At 66.6% G+C, this 17,914-nt stretch carries 17 protein-coding genes; 3 read left to right on the top strand and 14 right to left on the bottom strand.

Annotation, left to right across the window (positions count from 1 at the left end; all coding sequences use genetic code 11):
• Window positions 1-27 precede the first annotated feature (27 nt).
• Both G8346_RS05600 and G8346_RS05595 read right to left on the bottom strand, forming a co-directional pair.
• A complete protein-coding gene (locus G8346_RS05600) occupies window positions 28-1,602 on the bottom strand; it encodes a pyruvate kinase (protein WP_240901314.1) in 1,575 nt (524 codons plus the stop codon).
• A gap of 63 nt (window positions 1,603-1,665) precedes the next feature.
• Window positions 1,666-2,031: a hypothetical protein gene (locus tag G8346_RS05595; RefSeq protein WP_166049027.1), complete on the bottom strand. Its 366-nt coding sequence runs from the start codon at window positions 2,029-2,031 to the stop codon at window positions 1,666-1,668.
• A gap of 237 nt (window positions 2,032-2,268) precedes the next feature.
• Here G8346_RS05595 and G8346_RS05590 point away from each other — a divergent pair, with 237 nt between their 5' ends.
• The gene (locus tag G8346_RS05590; RefSeq protein WP_166049026.1) at window positions 2,269-3,933 is read left to right on the top strand and encodes a carbohydrate binding domain-containing protein; all 1,665 of its coding nucleotides are present in this window, start codon (window positions 2,269-2,271) and stop codon (window positions 3,931-3,933) included.
• 551 nt (window positions 3,934-4,484) lie between these two features.
• Here G8346_RS05590 and G8346_RS05585 read toward each other — a convergent pair.
• From G8346_RS05585 to G8346_RS05570, 4 genes are all read right to left on the bottom strand, one after another.
• Window positions 4,485-4,832, bottom strand: a complete 348-nt coding sequence (locus G8346_RS05585) for a DUF3653 domain-containing protein (RefSeq protein ID WP_166049024.1) — start codon at window positions 4,830-4,832, stop codon at window positions 4,485-4,487.
• A 399-nt stretch (window positions 4,833-5,231) separates the two neighbouring features.
• The gene (locus G8346_RS05580; RefSeq protein ID WP_206202601.1) at window positions 5,232-5,984 is read right to left on the bottom strand and encodes a fumarate reductase iron-sulfur subunit; all 753 of its coding nucleotides are present in this window, start codon (window positions 5,982-5,984) and stop codon (window positions 5,232-5,234) included.
• A 14-nt stretch (window positions 5,985-5,998) separates the two neighbouring features.
• Complete coding sequence (locus tag G8346_RS05575) at window positions 5,999-7,942, bottom strand: fumarate reductase flavoprotein subunit (protein WP_166049021.1); 1,944 nt, start codon at window positions 7,940-7,942, stop codon at window positions 5,999-6,001.
• 3 nt (window positions 7,943-7,945) lie between these two features.
• On the bottom strand, window positions 7,946-8,734 hold the full coding sequence (locus G8346_RS05570; RefSeq protein WP_166049019.1) for a hypothetical protein: 789 nt from the start codon (window positions 8,732-8,734) through the stop codon (window positions 7,946-7,948).
• A 207-nt stretch (window positions 8,735-8,941) separates the two neighbouring features.
• Between G8346_RS05570 and pckA the strand changes: the two genes are divergently transcribed.
• Both pckA and G8346_RS05560 read left to right on the top strand, forming a co-directional pair.
• Window positions 8,942-10,537 (top strand): phosphoenolpyruvate carboxykinase (ATP), encoded by a 1,596-nt coding sequence (gene pckA, locus G8346_RS05565; protein ID WP_166049017.1) that lies wholly within the window; start codon window positions 8,942-8,944, stop codon window positions 10,535-10,537.
• 37 nt (window positions 10,538-10,574) lie between these two features.
• Window positions 10,575-12,008, top strand: a complete 1,434-nt coding sequence (locus G8346_RS05560) for a DASS family sodium-coupled anion symporter (RefSeq protein WP_166049015.1) — start codon at window positions 10,575-10,577, stop codon at window positions 12,006-12,008.
• 30 nt (window positions 12,009-12,038) lie between these two features.
• On the opposite strand, the gene G8346_RS05555 is transcribed toward G8346_RS05560, so the two are convergent.
• The 8 genes from G8346_RS05555 to G8346_RS05520 are packed head-to-tail and all read right to left on the bottom strand — an operon-like array spanning window position 12,039 to window position 17,912.
• Complete coding sequence (locus G8346_RS05555) at window positions 12,039-12,905, bottom strand: MaoC/PaaZ C-terminal domain-containing protein (protein ID WP_166049013.1); 867 nt, start codon at window positions 12,903-12,905, stop codon at window positions 12,039-12,041.
• A gap of 3 nt (window positions 12,906-12,908) precedes the next feature.
• Entirely contained in the window at window positions 12,909-13,169 is a 261-nt protein-coding gene (locus tag G8346_RS05550; protein ID WP_166049011.1) for an acyl-CoA-binding protein, read from the bottom strand.
• An 18-nt stretch (window positions 13,170-13,187) separates the two neighbouring features.
• A complete protein-coding gene (locus G8346_RS05545) occupies window positions 13,188-14,312 on the bottom strand; it encodes a tetratricopeptide repeat protein (protein WP_166049010.1) in 1,125 nt (374 codons plus the stop codon).
• A complete protein-coding gene (locus tag G8346_RS05540; RefSeq protein WP_206202600.1) occupies window positions 14,309-14,773 on the bottom strand; it encodes a cytochrome c-type biogenesis protein in 465 nt (154 codons plus the stop codon). The genes G8346_RS05545 and G8346_RS05540 overlap by 4 nt, the downstream gene beginning before the upstream one ends.
• Entirely contained in the window at window positions 14,770-15,309 is a 540-nt protein-coding gene (locus G8346_RS05535; protein WP_166049008.1) for a DsbE family thiol:disulfide interchange protein, read from the bottom strand. Before G8346_RS05535 ends, G8346_RS05540 begins: the two co-directional genes overlap by 4 nt.
• Window positions 15,309-17,303: a heme lyase CcmF/NrfE family subunit gene (locus G8346_RS05530; RefSeq protein ID WP_166049006.1), complete on the bottom strand. Its 1,995-nt coding sequence runs from the start codon at window positions 17,301-17,303 to the stop codon at window positions 15,309-15,311. Before G8346_RS05530 ends, G8346_RS05535 begins: the two co-directional genes overlap by 1 nt.
• The gene (gene ccmE / locus G8346_RS05525) at window positions 17,304-17,756 is read right to left on the bottom strand and encodes a cytochrome c maturation protein CcmE (RefSeq protein ID WP_166049004.1); all 453 of its coding nucleotides are present in this window, start codon (window positions 17,754-17,756) and stop codon (window positions 17,304-17,306) included.
• Window positions 17,757-17,912, bottom strand: coding sequence for a heme exporter protein CcmD (locus tag G8346_RS05520; RefSeq protein WP_206202599.1), 156 nt, complete (start codon window positions 17,910-17,912; stop codon window positions 17,757-17,759).
• Window positions 17,913-17,914 lie beyond the last annotated feature (2 nt).

Below are 17,914 nucleotides of genomic sequence, written 5' to 3'. Positions count from 1 at the left end.
AGCCGCGCCCGCACCGGGCGGTCCTGGCTACCAGGACTTCAGGGCCCGGAGCCGCGGGGTTTTCTTCTCGACGTGTTCTGCCATCCTGGCAAAAAGCTGGTCCAGGCACCGGAGCGCCTCCAGGACGTGCGGCCCCTTGTTCAGCATCACGCACTCGGCGCGAGCCGACATGGCGGCATCAGTCATCTCGCCGCGGTTGGCCTGGCCTTCCTTGATGAGCCCGTTGAGCACCCCGGTCGCCCAGATCACCGGCACGTAGGCCGCCTCGCAGAGCCACAGGATCTCCTCTTGGATCTCGGCCAGGCGCGCGAACCCGATTTCCACGCCCAGGTCACCACGCGCGATCATGATAGCGAAGGGCTGGCTTCCCGCGCCCTGCACGATGATATCGGGCAGGTTGCGCACCGCCCTGGCGGTCTCGATCTTGGCGACGATGCCAATGTCGTGCGCCTTCCTCCCGCCCACGCGCTGCTCGAGTTCGCGCTGCAGCAGGGCAATGTCCGCGGCGTCCTGCACAAAGGAATAGCCCACGAGATCGGCTTCCGCGGCGACGAAATCGAGGTCAGCGAGATCCTTCGGCGTAAGGGGCGCGACGCCGAGATCGGTGCCCGGGAAATTGAGCCCCTTGTCGGGCTTCAGGCGCAGCCCACGCGGCGGGGCAGACTCCACGCTCACCAGCGCCCCCTCGTCCATGACCGCCTTCACGACGCCGCCGAGCCGGCCCTCGTCCAGCCAGACACGGGCGCCGAAGCGGAGGTCCTGGAACACGCTCGGCAAGGTGCACTTCACCTGGACGGGAAACTGCGCCAGCGGCGCGAAACCGTCTCGCAGCAGGAGGAATTCGTCGCCAGCATGCAGTCGCTTGCGGCCCTTGGCCACGTGGACTTCACCCGTGCGGCACTTGGGCCCGGCGAGGTCCATGAGAATGCGTGTCTCGCGCCCAGCTTCCCGTGCCGCCCGCCGCACGTTGTCGAGCATCGCGCGCCACTGCGCCGGGGCGTCGTGCGCGCAATTGATGCGCACGAGATCAGCACCGCTGTCGAGCAATTCCTCAGCCAGCCGCGGGCTATCCCCGACCTCGACGGGGAGCGTCACCATGAGGCGGACCGGGCGGCCGTCGTGCCTCCGACCAAACGCCACATCGGCGTTCAGGCGCGCCAGGTCGCGCCCATGAAACATTTCGGCGGGCGAGGGGAATGGCTCCGGCCTGGGATCCCGGGTGATTGCAGCCAATGCGGCGATGACGGCATCCAGGTTGGCGAGAACCCGCCCTTCGAGCCTGCCCAGGGAAGACAGCCCGAGAAGAGTCAACCCGTCCTGCAATGGTCTCAGGTCCCGTCGGCGCAGCACGATGTAATGGGCCAGGTTGAGCGCGCGTTCACGGAATCCCGGGCGACGGATGCGCTGTTCCCATCCCTGGACCATGCGCAGGGCTTCGTCATCGACCTCTTGCCGCAGGTCCTGCAGCTGCCGCAGCAGTTGCGCCTGGCGATCCAGGGGAGGGGTAAGTCGACCGATCATGCCTGGAACGGGGTAAGGGTCCGGGATCATCGATCGAGAATAGGGGAGGGATATTTCAGGCACATTGCAGGCGCAATGCATGCTCAGTGCGTCCGACGGACGATCCGGCGGAGCGCGGAGCTCAATCCGCCCATCCAGCAAAGTTCAGGCGGGCGTGTTGTCCGTGCGGCGCCGTCCGCGCCGGGCGGAGTCCCGGCGATCCTGTTCGTTATCCGCAAGCTGCAACACCGAACCGTCCATATCGGCGACCCGACGCACCTCCGTGCGGCGATCCTTGTGGTGCCGGTAACCACACTCGCACTGCGACTTGTCGCATTCGGGCAACGGCAACTTGGGCATCCGATTACTCAGGAATCGCTGGCCCGCGAGTTCCCGGGCCGCATTGCACGCGCCGTAGTCGGAGGGGACGACTTCGACCGCGTCGAAGCGCGGCGGTTTTTTGGCCGGCGCGCTGTCGGACCGGCCGGCTGACTTGTTCTTCCGGTCCCTGGAACGGGAAAAAGGCCACACAACACATCCCCCCCTGAGTGCTCGAATCCGAACATATAACGTCCGGCAGCAACAGACCCTGTACCAGGTCTCAATTCCACGTCAAGAATCGCCTCCGCTCGTTCTGGCAATCGCGGCCGGGTCTGCTATATCCAAAACAAGGGTTGGTTACGACCGGACGCCCTTTTCGACGCCTCCCGCCGTTCAGGCACTGGCTCGCACCCGGCCTTGCTGGAATCCGCGGCCTGGAGATGAGCCATGAAAGCCATGAAAGTTGCTACCGGCCTGGCGCTGGTCGCCTTGCTGCTCGCATCGCCGCTGGGCAACGCACACAAGGCCGAGTCGACCTCACCCGAGCCGGGCTTTCGTCCGGAAGCCCCCGCAGAGGCCCGGTTTCTTGCCGACCTGGGCGGAGCCACCATCGCGGTGTATCCGACCATTATCCGGCGCGCCGAGCGTTCGGCCCATTCTTTCAAGTCCCAGGAACTGGTGATCGCATTCCTGAACGAGGAGGGGACGGGTCGGGCAATCGCAGCACACAAGCGCATCGACCGGGGCCGAATGTTGCCGGACTCACAATGGAACATCTTCCAGGGCGGGCTGGCGACCGTCGCCGGGCAGCTGGCGGAGGCGCCCGTGGATGCCGGATACAGCCTGGTCCTGGAAATCCTGGTCCCGGATGACCGCGTGGTGTTCGGAATCCAGTGCTACGTCGTGAACGCGGCAGGGGAGAACGCCTTCTCCTTCCTTCTCAACGAGCACCACCAGATGTTCGCCGCGGCGGGGCTGGTTGCCGGCGAGTCCCAGGCCGCAAGGGACGCCATGATCGAGAACGCGACCCGGGTGGCCATGCAGGCCCTCAAGCAACAGCTCGCGAGGGTGGAACCCTGCGCAGGAGCGGCGCCGACCAGGATCCCCACCCAGCCCGCCTCAGACCTGATAGATGGTTTTGAGACCGGGCTCCCCAGTGGCTTCGATCCCCACGGCATCCCCCTGGGCTTCTCCACCTTCAACGGCGACAGGAGCAGGGCGCGCATTTCCACCACTCCGGATCATCCTCCAGTGCCCGGGGAGAGGCCGGGGAATTCCGTGCTGAAACTCGAGCTGGAGGTCGACACCTGGGCGGGTGTCCTGCATCGCTTTGCTAACGAAACCGTCGACGAGTGGCTCGGCTATGACTGGAGCGGCGCGCTCGAACTGAGCTTTTGGTTCCACGGCAACGACAGTGGAACGCGGCTGGTCATCGACGTGCTCGACAACCGCCGTCTGTGCTCGGTCTTGGACGATGCCGAACGCTATTCATACGAGTTCGCCGATGCCTTCTCCGGCTGGAGGCTGATGTCCATTCCCCTCGAGATCATGGCCCGGAAGGAGATCTGGAACGGCGCGCCGAACGACGGGCTGGGTCTCTCTGCGGTTCATGGCTGGGGGATTGCAGCGCTTCAAACGGATGGCTCAATCACCTTTTTCGTTGACGACGTGCGCCTGCGGCGTGAGCCGCTGATGAAAAACGTGCCCGCAGGCCTGTCCCGGGAAGCCGACATCTGGGTCCCGGTCAACGAGCTGCCGATGTTCGGCGGCTACGAGAAGACGGCGTGGCAGAAGACCACCGACGAGAAGTTCCTGGAAATGGTACTGCCCGGATTCCAGGGCGACCGCGCCGCAGCGGCCGAGCATTTTGCACGGACGGGGTGGAACTTCTACTACCAGGACAACAAAACCGTTGCGATCAAGCGCTTCAATCAGGCGTGGATGCTGGATCCGGGCAACCAGTACGCGCTGTGGGGCTTCGCCGTGATCTCGAGGGAGCGAGGCAAGACAGAAGCGGCGCTGCGCTTCTACCGCATGGCCCTGGACGCGGGACCCGCCCAAGCCGGGTTGAAGGAAGAGTACGAAAGTCTGCGGCGCCAGGTCGCGGACTGATCAAACCTGGACTGCCTGGAAGGTCCCAGCCACACGCCAGGGCCTCGGGCGCATACCGGACGCACTGCGCATAATGTATATCTTGGGGCAGCCGAAAAGCCCCCGTCGTTGGGGTTACGACAGGGAATCGAGTCACCTGATTGGCAAGGAATTTCTGCTAAGTCTACATGACGCGAGGCAGGTCTATCCAGTCCGGATAATGCGGGGGCCGCGGGGCAGCTTCGGGGCTGGATTTGCGCAACAGGGAAAGGCCGTTCGGCGTGCGCTTCGCGCACAAGAGAGGGCTGACCAGGCCGCCGGGGTCGGGGGTAAGTGCAGGGGGTAGGGGTAGGCCGCTGGGGGTGGCGACAGGGGACGCCGGCGCCCTTCGTACCTTGGGCGCGCGGCGGTGACGATGGACGGCGCGAGTCAGTCATGGGACTCACCCTTCAAAGCCTGGCACCGGAGCCACACGAGGCCGGATGCGTGCGCCCAGCTCGAGGCGAGCCGGTGAAGGCGTAACCGCAGCAGGAGCCGGAACACGGTTTCGGAGAGGGTGGTCAGGGTCACCATCAGACGGCCTCCCGGAAGATGCTGTAGAACCGCTCCTGAGCCCCGGGGACATGGCGAGCGAGCTCGGCGGCGAGCTGGTAGACGAGGACATAGGCGCGGAGCTGGCCCTGCGTCGTGACTTGACCCTGCGGGTCAATGAGGCGATCGGCGGTAATGCGCCAGCCTGCCCAGGCGTCATTGAGCACACGGCCGTCACGGTGCAGCAGGAACAGGCGGCGAGCCTGCGGACTGGGGATGCGTTCGCCGCGCTTGTACTGGTAGGCCGTGTTCGGATGGACCTCGCACCATTCAGCCACCACGCGAGCGGGCGTACCGTAGAAGATGTTCAGGCGGGTCGGATTCGTCATGGCCCGACCCTCGGGCATAGCTCTACCATCAAGTAGCAGAGCTGCGCTGCCACTCGGCCCGCTTCCCCTCGGGACCTTTGGTCCCTTTTTAAGCCTGGCATTTCGCTCGGCTGGGGCCCGGTGTCCACCCGGGGCTCTCGACCAGTCGCCTGTTTGCCGGTCGGGGCGTCTATCCCGAAGGGAAGCGCCAATGGACGCTGAGAGCTTGCCGCAGCTTGGGGGGCTACGTCAACAACTGCGCATAATGTATATTATGTTAAGTCGCGTATAGATATGGGGAGCCCATTTCACCCGGCACGACAATATCCCCTATTACGTTTCCGTTTGTTTTAACAGCTAGTTACGCGTGTTTCTTTAGGGCTCATCTTGCCGTGAAACACTTTCCCGGCTCTGCGATCCCTAGACGGGCTTGGCTTTCCTGCTCAACACGCCCGTGAGTGCCTTGCGGCGCAGGTAAGCGTAGACCTCGCGCAGCGGCAGCTCTTTCGGGCACACGTCCTGGCAGGCCATCAGGCCCAGGCAACCGAAGACGCCCTCGTCACTGGCGAAGACCTCGAACCAGTCGCCCGTCTTGCGCCGGTCCCGCGGATCCATCATGAAGCGCGCGACACGATTCAGCCCGGCGGGCGCAACGAAGGCCGGCCGGGTGTTGGCCACGGCGCAGGACGCCACGCAGCAGCCGCACTCGATGCAACGCTCGCGTTCGTAAATCGCTTGGGCGAGCTCGTCGTCCATCCGCTCTTCCTGTGCATTCGGATCAAACGGCGCCTTTTCGTCGATCCAGCCCTGCACGCGCTCGGTCATGCCGCGAAACCAGCTGCCCGTATCCACCGACAGGTCGCCGACCAGCCGGAACGCCGGCAACGGGTGCAACCGGATGGTGCTCTCGAGCTGGGCCGTCAGGGTCTTGCAGGCCAGCGCCGGTCGCCCGTTCACCATCATGCCGCAGGAACCGCAGACTGCCGACCTGCAAACGAAGTCAAATTGGAGACTTGGATCCTGTTCCTCACGTAACTTATTAAGTGCGATGAACAGCGACATGAAAGGGGTTTCCTGGAGCTCGAAGGTCTCCATACGCGGCTTCGAGGCCGGATCCTCCGGGTTGTAACGGAAGATCTCGAACTTGAGCTTGCGCGCTTTCGACATGGTCATGGCCGCCCTCCTCCTCAGCTCGGCGCGCTGAACGCGCCGCGCCACGCGCCGGGCCGCAGGCGGGCACCGATGGGTTCTTTCGTCTCCAGGCAACCCTGGGCCGCCTGGGCACTCGCCACGCCCTGGTTGTACTCCTCCAGGGTGACGGGCAGGTCCACATGGCCTGAAGCGCCGTAGCCACGATGCCCCGGCGGCAGGTCGAGCAGGCCCACGGGCTCGTAGCTGAGGTCCGGCGCCTCCGCGCCCGGCTGCCAGCGTGCCAGCGTACGCTTGAGCCATTCGGCGTCGTCGCGCTGCGGATAATCGGTGCGGTAATGGGCGCCGCGGCTTTCCTTGCGCGCCAGGGCCCCGAGCGCGGTGGCGAGGGCGAGTTTCAGCATCCCGGGCAGTCGCAGCGCATAGGTCAACTCGGGGTTGAGCCCGGGGCTGCTCGAGCGCAGCCCCATGGTCGATACCTCGCGCAGCAGGTGCTGCAGGTCCGCCACGGCGGTCTCGATCTCGTCCCCGGTGCGAAACACGCCGAGCCGGTTCATCATGATTTCGCCCATTTCGTCGCGCACCTGGTACAGGGTACGTCCGCCGGCCGGGCGGGCCGCCAGCGCCGTGATCCGTGCTTGCTGTGCGGCCAGCGCGCTCGCAGCCAGGGCGGCTTCAGGCCCCGGTCCGCCCCGCGCCACGAAATCAGCAATGGACATGCCGACCACGCGGCCGGCGACGATGGTCTCGGCCAGGCTGTTGCCGCCGAGGCGGTTGAAGCCGTGCATGTCCCAGCAGGCAGCTTCGCCCACCGCAAACAGTCCCGACAGGCCATAGGCCTGGCCGTCCTTGTTCACGCGCACGCCGCCCATGGAGTAATGCTGCGTCGGCCGCACCGGCACGAGTTCCTGCCAGGGGGTGATGCCGAGAAAGTCGCGGCAGATCTCGTAGATCTCGCGCAGCCGCGTCGTCAGGTGCTCCTCGCCGAGATGACGCAGGTCCAGCCACAAGTGCGGGCCGTTCGCGCTGTCGACCCCGCGCCCCGCGAGTATCTCGTTCATCATGTGACGCGACACCACGTCGCGACTGGCGAGCTCCTGTTTCTCCGGCTCCAGCTCGACCAGGAACCGGTCGCCGGCTGCGTTGAGCAGGTAGCCGCCGTCACCGCGGCAACCCTCGGTGACGAGAATCCCTGCCGGCCAGAGACCGGTGGGATGAAACTGCACGGCCTCCATGTTGCCCAGCGGCACGATCCCGGTGTCGAGCGCGAGCGCTGCGCCGGTGCCCTCGTTGATCACCGCGTTGCTGGTGTAGCCGCCGTAGATGCGCCCGTAGCCGCCGGTGGCGATCACCGTGGCCCGGGCGAGCACGGTGTCGAGACGCCCCGTGCGCAGGCAACGCACGACCGCACCGTGGCAACGTTCGCCGTCGTGGATCAGCGCAATGGCCTCCATGCGGTCGAGCACGTCGATACCGAGCCGCACGACCTGGCTGTCCACTGCATAAAGCGTGGCGTGCCCGGTGCCCGCGGCGGCGTAGCAGGCGCGCCACTTGGCCGTGCCACCGAAGTCGCGGTGCATGATCAGGCCGGCCTTGTCCGCAGGCTCGTCGATTTCGACCTGCTCGCCCTTGATGTGGTAGCGGTTCTTCCCGGGCCTCACCCGGGTCCATGGCACGCCGAAGTGCGCCAGCTCGCGCACGGCGATGGGGGCGTTGTCGGCGAAGATGCGCGCGACTTCCTGGTCCGCGCCCCAGTCCGAACCGCGCACCGTGTCGAGAAAATGCACGTCGGGATTATCCCCTTCGGCCTTGGCGCAGTTCCCCAGTGCCGCCTGCATGCCGCCCTGGGCCGCGCAGCTGTGGCTGCGTCGCGGCGGGACCAGGGACAGGATCAGGACCGAGTGGCCCGCCGCAGCTGCCTCGATGGCGCAACGCTCGCCGGCCAGGCCGGCGCCGATGACGAGGACGTCGGTGATCTTCACGGCTCAGGACCCCAGCAGGAAGGCGAACGGGGCCGGCAGCCAGCCGGCCATGACGGCCAGCACGAAAAGCCCGGCGGCAAGAAAGGCGGCCCCGAAGATACGCGCGAAGCGTTTCAGGCCTCGCCGGGAGCTGCGGGACGCCACGCCCCATTTCACGGCGAGCCGGTAGATGCCGGCCGAAGCGTGGATCGCGAGCAGGACCAGCAGCAGGAAATAGAACCACGACAGGCCGGCCGCGACGCGCTCCATGGTCGTCGCCGCTTCCATGCCGTGGCGCTCGCCCCAGAGAGCGGTGAAAGTATCCAGGGTCATCAGACCGATATGAAAACTGCCCAGCACCAGGATCAGCATGCCGGTGCGGACCTGCCATACCCAGAGCCGGGAGTCTTCATGCGGGCGCTCGGCGCCCTCCCCCGCGACCCACTGCTTGCCGGCGCCGGCCATCTCTCGCGCCAGGCGGTTCAGGCGCCGGCGCTCGCGCACGCGCGCCGGGATTTTCCGCGCTGCGGCAACGGCGTGGGCGAAGAACAGCAGGGCGACGATGATGACGATCGGCTGGGCGATGTACAGCCCCTCGAGGAACTCGGCCAGCCGGTCGAAACCCTCAGGCCCGAACAGCAGCGAGCCGACGTCGAAAACATGGAACCAGATGAAGACTGTCAGCAGGAAACCGCTGCCGCCGCTCAGGATCTCCCAGTAGAGCTCACGCCGCGCCGCCGCACGCCCATGGGCGGGCGCACGGGCTTCGGCGGCGACGCGCTCGGCGTCGAGGACGTCAAGTGGCTGTCGCATCGGGCTCCCCGTACTCTCTCGGGCCCGAGTCTATGTCGACTTTCGCGAAGCAGCGTACTGTGGATTGCCGCAAGCATGGGATTTGCCGGCCCACGGTATATACTTACGTGCTCATCACGGCTTCCTCGCCGCCAGGGCCGGGAAGCCACGGTTTTCCGGCGGGTTCGCAACCCCTCCGCCGCGCAATGACTCACGGAGGCCAATCGCATGGCAGCGCGCTTTTCCCTGGAACAGTACGGCATCGGCGTCGAGGAAATTCACCGCAACCTCCCCCCGGCCGTGCTTTATGAGCACGCCCTGAGGTGGGACCGCGGGTCCGCGATTTCCGCGTCCGGCGCGCTGATCGCGCTCTCCGGGGTGAAGACCGGCCGCAGCCCCGCCGACAAGCGCATCATCGACGACCCGAACGTCGCCGAGGACGTGTGGTGGGGCAAGGTCAACATGAAGCTCGAGCAGCACGCTTTCGAGATCAACCGCACGCAGGCCATCGATTTCCTCGGCACCCGCGACCGGCTCTACGTGGTCGACGCCTTCGCCGGCTGGGACCCGAAATACCGCATCAAGGTCCGCGTCGTGTGCGCCCGTCCGTACCACGCCCTGTTCATGCACAACATGCTGATCCGGCCGACCGCAGAGCAGCTGGCAGAGTTCGGCGAGCCCGACTACGTGATCTTCAATGCCGGCAGCTTCCCGGCGAACCGCAACGTGCCCGGCATGACCTCCGGCACCAGCATCAACCTGCAGTTCGGGCATCGCGAAATGGTGATCCTCGGCACCGAGTACGCCGGCGAGATGAAGAAAGGCGTATTCACCATCATGAACTACCTGATGCCGGCGCAGGGCGTGCTGTCCATGCACTGCTCTGCGACCGAGGGTGCTGAGGGTGACACGTCGATCCTGTTCGGCCTCTCCGGCACCGGCAAGACCACGCTGTCCGCTGATCCGAAGCGGCGCCTCATCGGCGACGACGAGCATTGCTGGAGCGACGACGGGATTTTCAATATCGAGGGCGGCTGCTACGCCAAGGTCATCGACCTGTCCGAAGAGGCCGAGCCGGATATCTACCGCGCATTGCGCTTCGGCTCGGTGCTAGAGAACGTGGTCTATGACCAGGTCACGCGCGAGGTGGACTACGAGGACACTTCCATCACCGCCAATACGCGCGGCTCGTACCCGATCGAGTACATCAACAACGTGAAGATCCCCTGCGTGGGCGGTCATCCGAAAAACATCATCTTCCTCACCTGCGACGCCTTCGGCGTGCTGCCGCCGGTCAGCCGTCTCACCCCGGAGCAGGCCATGTACCACTTCATCAGCGGCTACACCGCGAAGGTGGCGGGTACCGAGGTGGGCGTGACCGAACCCGAGGCGACTTTCTCGCCCTGTTTCGGCGGGCCCTTCCTGGTGTGGCACCCGGCCAAGTACGCCGAGCTGCTGGCCGAGCACATCCGCAAGCACGACGCCAACGTCTGGCTGGTGAACACCGGCTGGTCGGGCGGCGCCTACGGCACGGGCAAGCGCATGAAGCTGGCCTTCACGCGCGCCATCGTCGACGCCATCCACTCGGGCGAGCTCGCACAGCAGCCGACCGAGGCCGACCCGATCTTCGGCCTGGCCATTCCGCAGTCCTGCTCCGGCGTGCCGGACGAGATTCTCGTGCCGCGCAACACCTGGACGGACAAGTCGGCCTACGACGCCACCGCCCACAAGCTGGCCAAGCTCTTTGCCGACAATTTCGCCCATTACGAGGACGTGGCCGGTCGCGCCATCAGCGACGCCGGGCCGCGCGTCAAGGCGGCCTGACGATTCCCTCTCGGGCTGACGCGGGCCGCGAGCGGCCATGAGGGATACGCGGCGCGCCGCCCGGAGGTTCCTGGCGGCAGTCGAGTTTGACGACGTCGGAGCGTTGCTGCGCCTGCTGGCTGCGCTGGGCATCGCCGCCCTCGTGGCCTTCCTGCCGGACTGGAGCGGCCTCGACGCCGCCGGGCGCCGCTGCCTCTTCATCCTCCTGTTCGCGGCGGGGCTCTGGGCCAGTGAAGCCATCCCCGCCTTCGCGGTCTCCCTGCTGGTCATCGGCCTGTCGATTCTCCTGCTGGGCCGGCCGGATGGCGTCTTCGCGGCCGCGGATGAGCCGGAACGGTGGCAGATCTTCATCGCACCGATGGCCAGCCCGCTGATCTGGCTGTTCCTCGCCGGCTTCATCCTCGCGGAGGCCGCGGCGCGCACCGGGCTGGATCGCACCCTCGCCGGCCTGGTCTTTCGCGCCGCAGGCGCCAGGGCGACAGCGGTGCTGCTGGCCGCCATGGCCGTCACCTTCGTCTTTTCAATGTTCATGTCCAACACGGCGACCGCCGCGATGATGATCGCGGTCGTCGCGCCGCTGCTGCGCACGCTGCCCGCAGGACACAGCTTTCGGCCGGCCCTGCCGCTGGGCATCGCCGCCGCCGCCAACCTCGGCGGCATGGGGACGCTGGTGGGGACGCCGCCGAACGCCATCGCCGCCGGCTTCCTGCGCCAGGCCGGCAATGAACTGTCATTCCTCGAGTGGATGCTGCTCGGGCTGCCACCCGCGCTGGTACTCGCGGGCATGCTTGCGGCTTTTCTGCTCTATCGCTACCGCCCTGCAGGGCTGGTGCTGGACCGCAGCGCGCTGTCCACGGTGCATCGAGGCGCGAGCCACGCACCGCGCTGGCAGCAGGGGGTCGTGGTGCTCGTCTTCGGCACCACGCTGCTGTTGTGGATGTTCGGGCCCGCGCCCGCCGCGGTGGTCGCGTTCATTCCGATCACGGTCCTGTCGGTCACCGGCGTGATCGGAGTTGCCGAGATCCGCCAGCTGCGCTGGGACGTCCTGATCCTCATGGCCGGAGGATTGTCGCTCGGCGTGGCGGTCACGGAGACCGGCCTGGCCGCCTGGATCGTGGCGGGATTGCCCACCGAAGGGCTGGGCCTCGCCGGCGCGGCCCTGGCCTTCGCCCTGCTCACGACGGTGCTGTCGAATTTCATGAGCAACACCGCCGCCGCCAACATTCTCGTGCCACTCGGCGCCGCGGTCGGCATCGGATTCTCGGGCTCGGCCGGATTGTTGCCCGTGGTGATCGCGCTGTCCGCGTCGACGGCCATGTGCCTGCCGATCGCCACCCCGCCCAACGCCATCGCCTACTCCACGGGGGAGCTGCACAGCCGCTCCTTCCTGGCGCCAGGTCTCGCACTGGCATTCGCAACACCGCTGGGCACCGTCGCCTGGGTCGGGTGGTTGCTGCCCCGCCTGGGCTGATCCAGGGGCCGCGCCGCGCGGGCCCGCCGTTCAATCCGGTCCCGGGTACCAGCTGCCCTTGAGATGCGGCGCAGCGTCCCTGGCGGATACCAGCCAGAAGGTGCTGGCGCCGGAATCCTCCGGGGGGGTCACGTGGAGCCGCACTTCGCCCGGCAGCAGCAGCGGCTTGAGGAATCGCACCTCCAGCCTGGCGCCCGCACCCGGGGACCTGGTGGCCAGGTGCGCCAGGCAACTCGCCAGCGACCACATGCCGTGGGCGATCGCCGCAGGAAAGCCGAAGGGCCGCGCCAGGAAGCCGGCCAGGTGGATCGGGTTCCAGTCGCCAGAGACCCGCGCGTAGCCACGCCCGGTGTCGGCCGGCACGGACCACTCCGCCATCGCCTCGGGGAGCTCGAGGGATTCCCGTGGCGAGCGCCGCCCGTCGCGCGGCGCCGGGGCGAGGAAGCGCATGGTCTCGCGCCAGGCCAGTTCACCCTGGCAGAGACCCTCGGTCACCAGCTGGAACTCGTCGCCACGCGGCTTGCTGCGGCCGGTCTGCAGGCGACATGCGAACGCCAGTGTCGCGTCCTGCGGCAACGGCCGCAGCAACTCGATGTCGTTGGCCAGGTGCACCAGGCCGAGCACTTTCACCGGGAAGGCCGGGTGCAGCAGCATATGCATGTGCAGTCCGCCGGCCATGATGTGGGGGTAGGTCAGCGGCAGCCGGCCGTCGTCCGGCAGCCCGCAGACCGCGCGATACGCTGCGACATTGGCAGGTTGCGCCTTGACGCCGCCCAGTTCGGCGTCCAGGGCGGACGCGCCGCTGCCGGGCGGCAGCCGGCGCGGACGGCGGTCGATCAGCGCGCGGAGGTAGGCGGCGCCAAGCGACGGCGGTGCAGCGAAACTGAGGCGGGACAAGCGTCAGGCGCCGAGCGCACGCACCTTGTCGATGTAGCGCTGCATGGCGTCCTCGGCAGAGGTGCCCTTGAGGCTTTCCCAGGCCTCGAACTTGGCGCGGGCGACGAAATCGAACATGCCGGGCTTCTTGCCGCTCACGTCGCCTTCCGTGGCCTGCTTGTACAAGGCGTAGAGCGACAACATGTCGTTGTCGCTGGGGCGCTGTGACAGCCCCTTCACGTCCACCATGGCCTGCTCGAAGCGGGCCTTAAGATCGTCGGTCATCGCGTGTCCCCTCGGGCGCTATTCGGCTACGCGGTCTATGTGCAGGCGGACCGGGCCGCCTTCCTCGCCGCGATAGTCTACCGTAGCGTAGAGGTCGCCGGGACTCTGGCCTGGCCCGCCGGAGAGCGAAATGCGCGCTACCAGCTGCAGTTCGGGCTGGTCGAGGATCGTCACGCCTTCCATCATGGCGTTGGCATCGGTCAACGTCACCGACAGCGGCAGTTCGTTGGACCGCGCTCGCACCACCGCCAGGGGCGGCCCGCCCGTCGGCAAGCGGGCGATAATGAACACCGGCGCAGGCCGCGGAATGCGCGCCGCCAAGGCGGGATCCAGCGAGACGTCGAGGCGGATACCCTCACCCGCTGCCGGTACCGGAGCGGGCGCCTCTGTCGCAGCCGGAGCTGGAGCCGGAGCCGCCGCGGAGTTGGTCCCGTCAGTGCCCGGCATGGACATGCCTGCCATCGGGCCGTCGCCGCTGTTGGCGCGCGCCATGGCGATGCGCTCCTCGATCAGCGGCACCAGCGTCTCCGGCGGGTTCATGCTGAGCAGCTTCTCCAGGCGCTCCACCGCGAGATCCCAGTTGGCGTTCTCGAATGCATTGAGCCCGCCGTACCACAGCGCCTTGGGATAGGCCGGCTCCGCCACCAGGACGCGCTCGAAAATTGCGCCCGCCTCGCCCTGCAGGCCCTCGGGCTGCGACAGCGCGAGCGCCTCGCCCAGGTCCGACTGGATCTGCGGGGAATCGCCGCCGTCCAGCGCGGCTGCCTTGCGGAACGCGCCGGCAGCGTCCTCGAAACGACGCAGGGACATATACGTGCGCCCGAGCAGCAGCCAGCTCTCCAGCTCTTCCGGATTCTGCACCAGCCGCTGCTCCAGCGCGCGCAGCGCCTCGTCCATCTCGTGCATGCCCTCGTCGCTGCCGGCCTGTGCCTGTGTGCCGCCGGTGCCCCAGTCCCAGGTGGTCCAGTGCGAATAGAGCATGATGCCGGCCACGGGGATGGCGAGGGCAACGACGATCCCGACGCCGAGCACCGAGGAGTTACGCTCGCCGTCTGCGCGCGCCCAGGCGCGAATCACAGGCACGAGCACCATCGCCGCGGCCACCAGCCCGAGGGCCAGGGCCGCGATCCAGAACTGAGTCATGAGTTTTCTCCCATCCCTTCGGCTTCTGCGCCGTTCTCGCCCGTCTCGCGCGAGCGCCGGCCGACAACGGAGACCATGACGGCGGCGCCGATCAACAACAGGATCACCGGCGCGCCCCACAGCAGGTAAGTGACCGGCTTCACGGGCGGGTTGTAGAGCACGAAGTCACCGTACCTGTCCGTCATGAACTGCTTGATCTCGGCGTCCGTCTTGCCCGCCAGGATCATGTCGCGGGTGATGCGACGCAGGTCCTTGGCGAGGTCCACGTTGGACTCGGCGACGCTCTGGTTCTGGCACACGACACAGCGGAACTCGTGCGTGAGTCGCTCGTAGCGTTCAAGCTGCTCGGGGGTGTCGAAAGTCTCCTCCGGGTTCATCCGCAGGACGCTGTCATCCGCCCAAGCTGCCGCGCCGCCGAGGAGGATCATCCCGGCGAGCAACAGGGCCACAAAGAACTTCATTGGGTATTGGTCTCCATCTGGGCGATGCGCGGCAGGAACTCCTGCTGCCACACGCCCGGCGTCATCGGGCCGAGGTGCTTGTAGACCACCGTGCCCGCCGGGTCGATCAGGAAGGTCTCCGGGGACCCATAAACGCCCCAGTCGAGCGCCACCATGCCGTCCGGATCGAACGCCACCTTGGCATAGGGATCACCGAGTTTGCGCAACCAGTCCAGCGCCTTCGGTCGCTCGTCGCGGTAGTTCATGCCGTACAACGGCACGTCGCTGGTGCGCGCCAGTTGCATCAGGAAAGGATGCTCCTGGCGACAGCCCGTGCACCACGTCGCCCAGACGTTCAGCACGGCCGGCTTGCCGAGCATGTCGTCCCTGGCAAAAACCGCCTCCGGTTGGCGCAGGTCCTCCAGCTGGAAAGCCGGCGCCGGCTTGCCGATCAGGGGCGACGGCACGGTGCGAGGATCGAGGAACAGCCCTTTGTAGAAGAAGCCGGCCAGGACCACGAACACCAGGACCGGCAGCAGGTATTTCAGCGTCTTCATCAGGCCGTGCCCTCCTGCAGCTTCCCGGCCGCCTGACCCGACTGGCCCGGTTGCACGCGCGCGCCCGCCTCCGCCTCACGCGGCACGCGGTAACGCTTGTCGGTCATGCCGAAAAACGCCGCCAGCGCCATGATCAGCGCGGCCAGCCAGATAAAGCGGATGTACGGCTTGTACTGGATGCGCATGCTCCAGGCGCCCTGCCCCAGCGGCTCGCCCATGGCGACGAAGATGTCGCGATGCAGCCGCGCATGGATGGCAGCCTCGGTCATGGGGCTTTGCTGCACCAGGTAGGTGCGCTTCTCGGGATACAGCACGGTGACCTGTTCGCCGTCCTTTTCCACCAGCACCTCGCCGCGCACCGCCGTGTAGTTGGGGCCGCGCACGTTGGAGGTGCTGTTCAGGGTGAAGGAGTAATCCTCCACCTGGACCGTGTCACCCGGCTTCATGCCGATATCGCGCGCAATACCGTAGGTGGAGACCATGGTGACGCCGATGACGAACATGCCGACTGCAAAGTGCGACACACACATGGAAATCATGGTGCGGGAGTAGCCCTTCAGCGAGCCCTTGCGCCGGATGTACTTCACCGGGTCGATGAAGGCCACCGCCATCACCCAGACGCCGAGCAGGATGCCGATGAACTTCATCACGCCGAACTGGCGGTAGACGAGCAGCGGCACGATGATGGAGAACAGCAGTGCGAACAGCGCATAGGGCCATAGCTTGCCCTTCAGCTGTTGCCAGTCGGTTTTTTTCCACGCGGCATGCATGCCCAGGCCCATCAGCAGTACCAGCGGCAGGGTCGGGATGATGAACACGGTGTTGAAGTACGGCGGACCGACCGAGATCTTGCCCAGTCCGAGACCGTCGATGAACAGCGGGTAGAGCGTGCCGAACAGGATCAGCAGCGTGGCGACCACGAACAACATGTTGTTGGCCAGCAGGAATGTCTCGCGCGACAGCGGCGCAAAGCCGCCCTTCTGCGCCAGCTGCGGCGCCCGCCAGCCGTACAGCGCCAGCGCGCCGCCGATGAAGAACACCAGCATCGCCAGGATGAACAGCCCGCGGTCGGGGTCTGTGGCAAAAGCGTGCACCGACACCAGCACGCCGGAGCGCACCAGGAAGGTGCCGAGCAGGCTCAGCGAGAAGGCCGAGACCGCCAGCAGCAGGGTCCAGCCCTTGAACAGGCCGCGCCGCTCAGTCACCGCGAGGGAATGCAGCAAAGCCGTACCGATCAGCCAGGGCATGAACGAGGCGTTCTCGACCGGATCCCAGAACCACCAGCCGCCCCAGCCCAGCTCGTAGTAGGCCCACCAGCTGCCGAGCGCGATGCCGACGGTGAGGAAAGCCCAGGCCGCCGCGGTCCAGGGACGGATCCAGCGCGCCCATTGCTGGTCCAGCTTGCCCTCGATCATGGCGGCAATAGCAAATGCGAAAGCCACGGCGAAGCCGACGTAGCCCATGTAGAGCAGGGGCGGATGGATCACCAGCCCCGGGTCCTGCAGCAGCGGGTTGAGATCGCGGCCGTCCATCGGCGCCGGGATGAGGCGATCGAAGGGATTCGAGGTGGCCAGCACGAACCACATGAAGGCCACGCTGATGATGCCCATGACGCCCAGCACCTTGGACGAGGTCTGCAGCGGGACGCGGCGGGTGAACACGCCGACCAGCGCACCCCACACCGCGAGCATCAGGACCCAAAGCAGCATCGAGCCCTCGTGGCCGCCCCACACGCCGGAGATCTTGTACATCATCGGCAGCTGCGAGTTGGAGTGATTCGCCACGTAGGCGACCGTGAAGTCATCCACGGCGTGCGCGTAGGTGAGGCCGGCATAAGCGATGGCGACGAACACGAAATGCCCGATCGACACCGGCTTGGTCGCCGCACTCCAGCCCGGCTTGTTGAAGATCGGGCCGGCAAGCCCGAAGAACGCCTGCGCAATGGCGAGGCAGAGCGCCAGGGCCAGGGCCACGTGGCCGAGTTCAGGTATCACTTAGTAGCCTCCGGCCGACTTCTGGGCGGCGTTCTTGTGCGTCTCTTCCAGGGAGGCCGCGACTTCCGGCGGCATGTAGTTCTCGTCGTGCTTGGCGAGGATTTCGTCAGCGACGAACTGGCTGCCGTCCATGCGCCCGTGCGCGATGATGCCCTGCCCTTCGCGGAACAGGTCGGGCAGGATGCCGTTGTAGACCACCGGCACGACGTGGGCCTCGTCGGTCAGGGTGAAGCGCACCTCCATGGTGCCGTCCTTGCGCACGATCGAGTCGTCGACCACCAGGCCGCCGACGCGGAAGCGCCGGTCCTGCGGCGCCTCACCAGCTTCCATCTGCGTCGGGCTGTAGTAGTAGAGGATGTTCTGGTTCATGGCCTTCAGCAGGAAGGTGGCGCCCAGGCCCACGCCTGCGATGACCAGACCCACGGCAAGAAGACGCTGGTTGCGAGCTTTCATTCAGACCTCCTCTGCGGCCAGCCGACGGCGGGCCGTTTCAATGCGCGACTTGAGCAGATGACGCGCCATCAACACGTTGGCGCCGAGTACTACGAAGGACAGGATGACGCTGGACCAGACGTACCATGTGTATTTTCCGAAGGTCAGGAATTCCATCG

Source organism: Thioalkalivibrio sp. XN279 (assembly GCF_011089885.1).
Taxonomy (GTDB): Bacteria; Pseudomonadota; Gammaproteobacteria; order Steroidobacterales; family XN24; genus XN24.
This window is presented reverse-complemented; position numbering and strand designations above follow the sequence as displayed.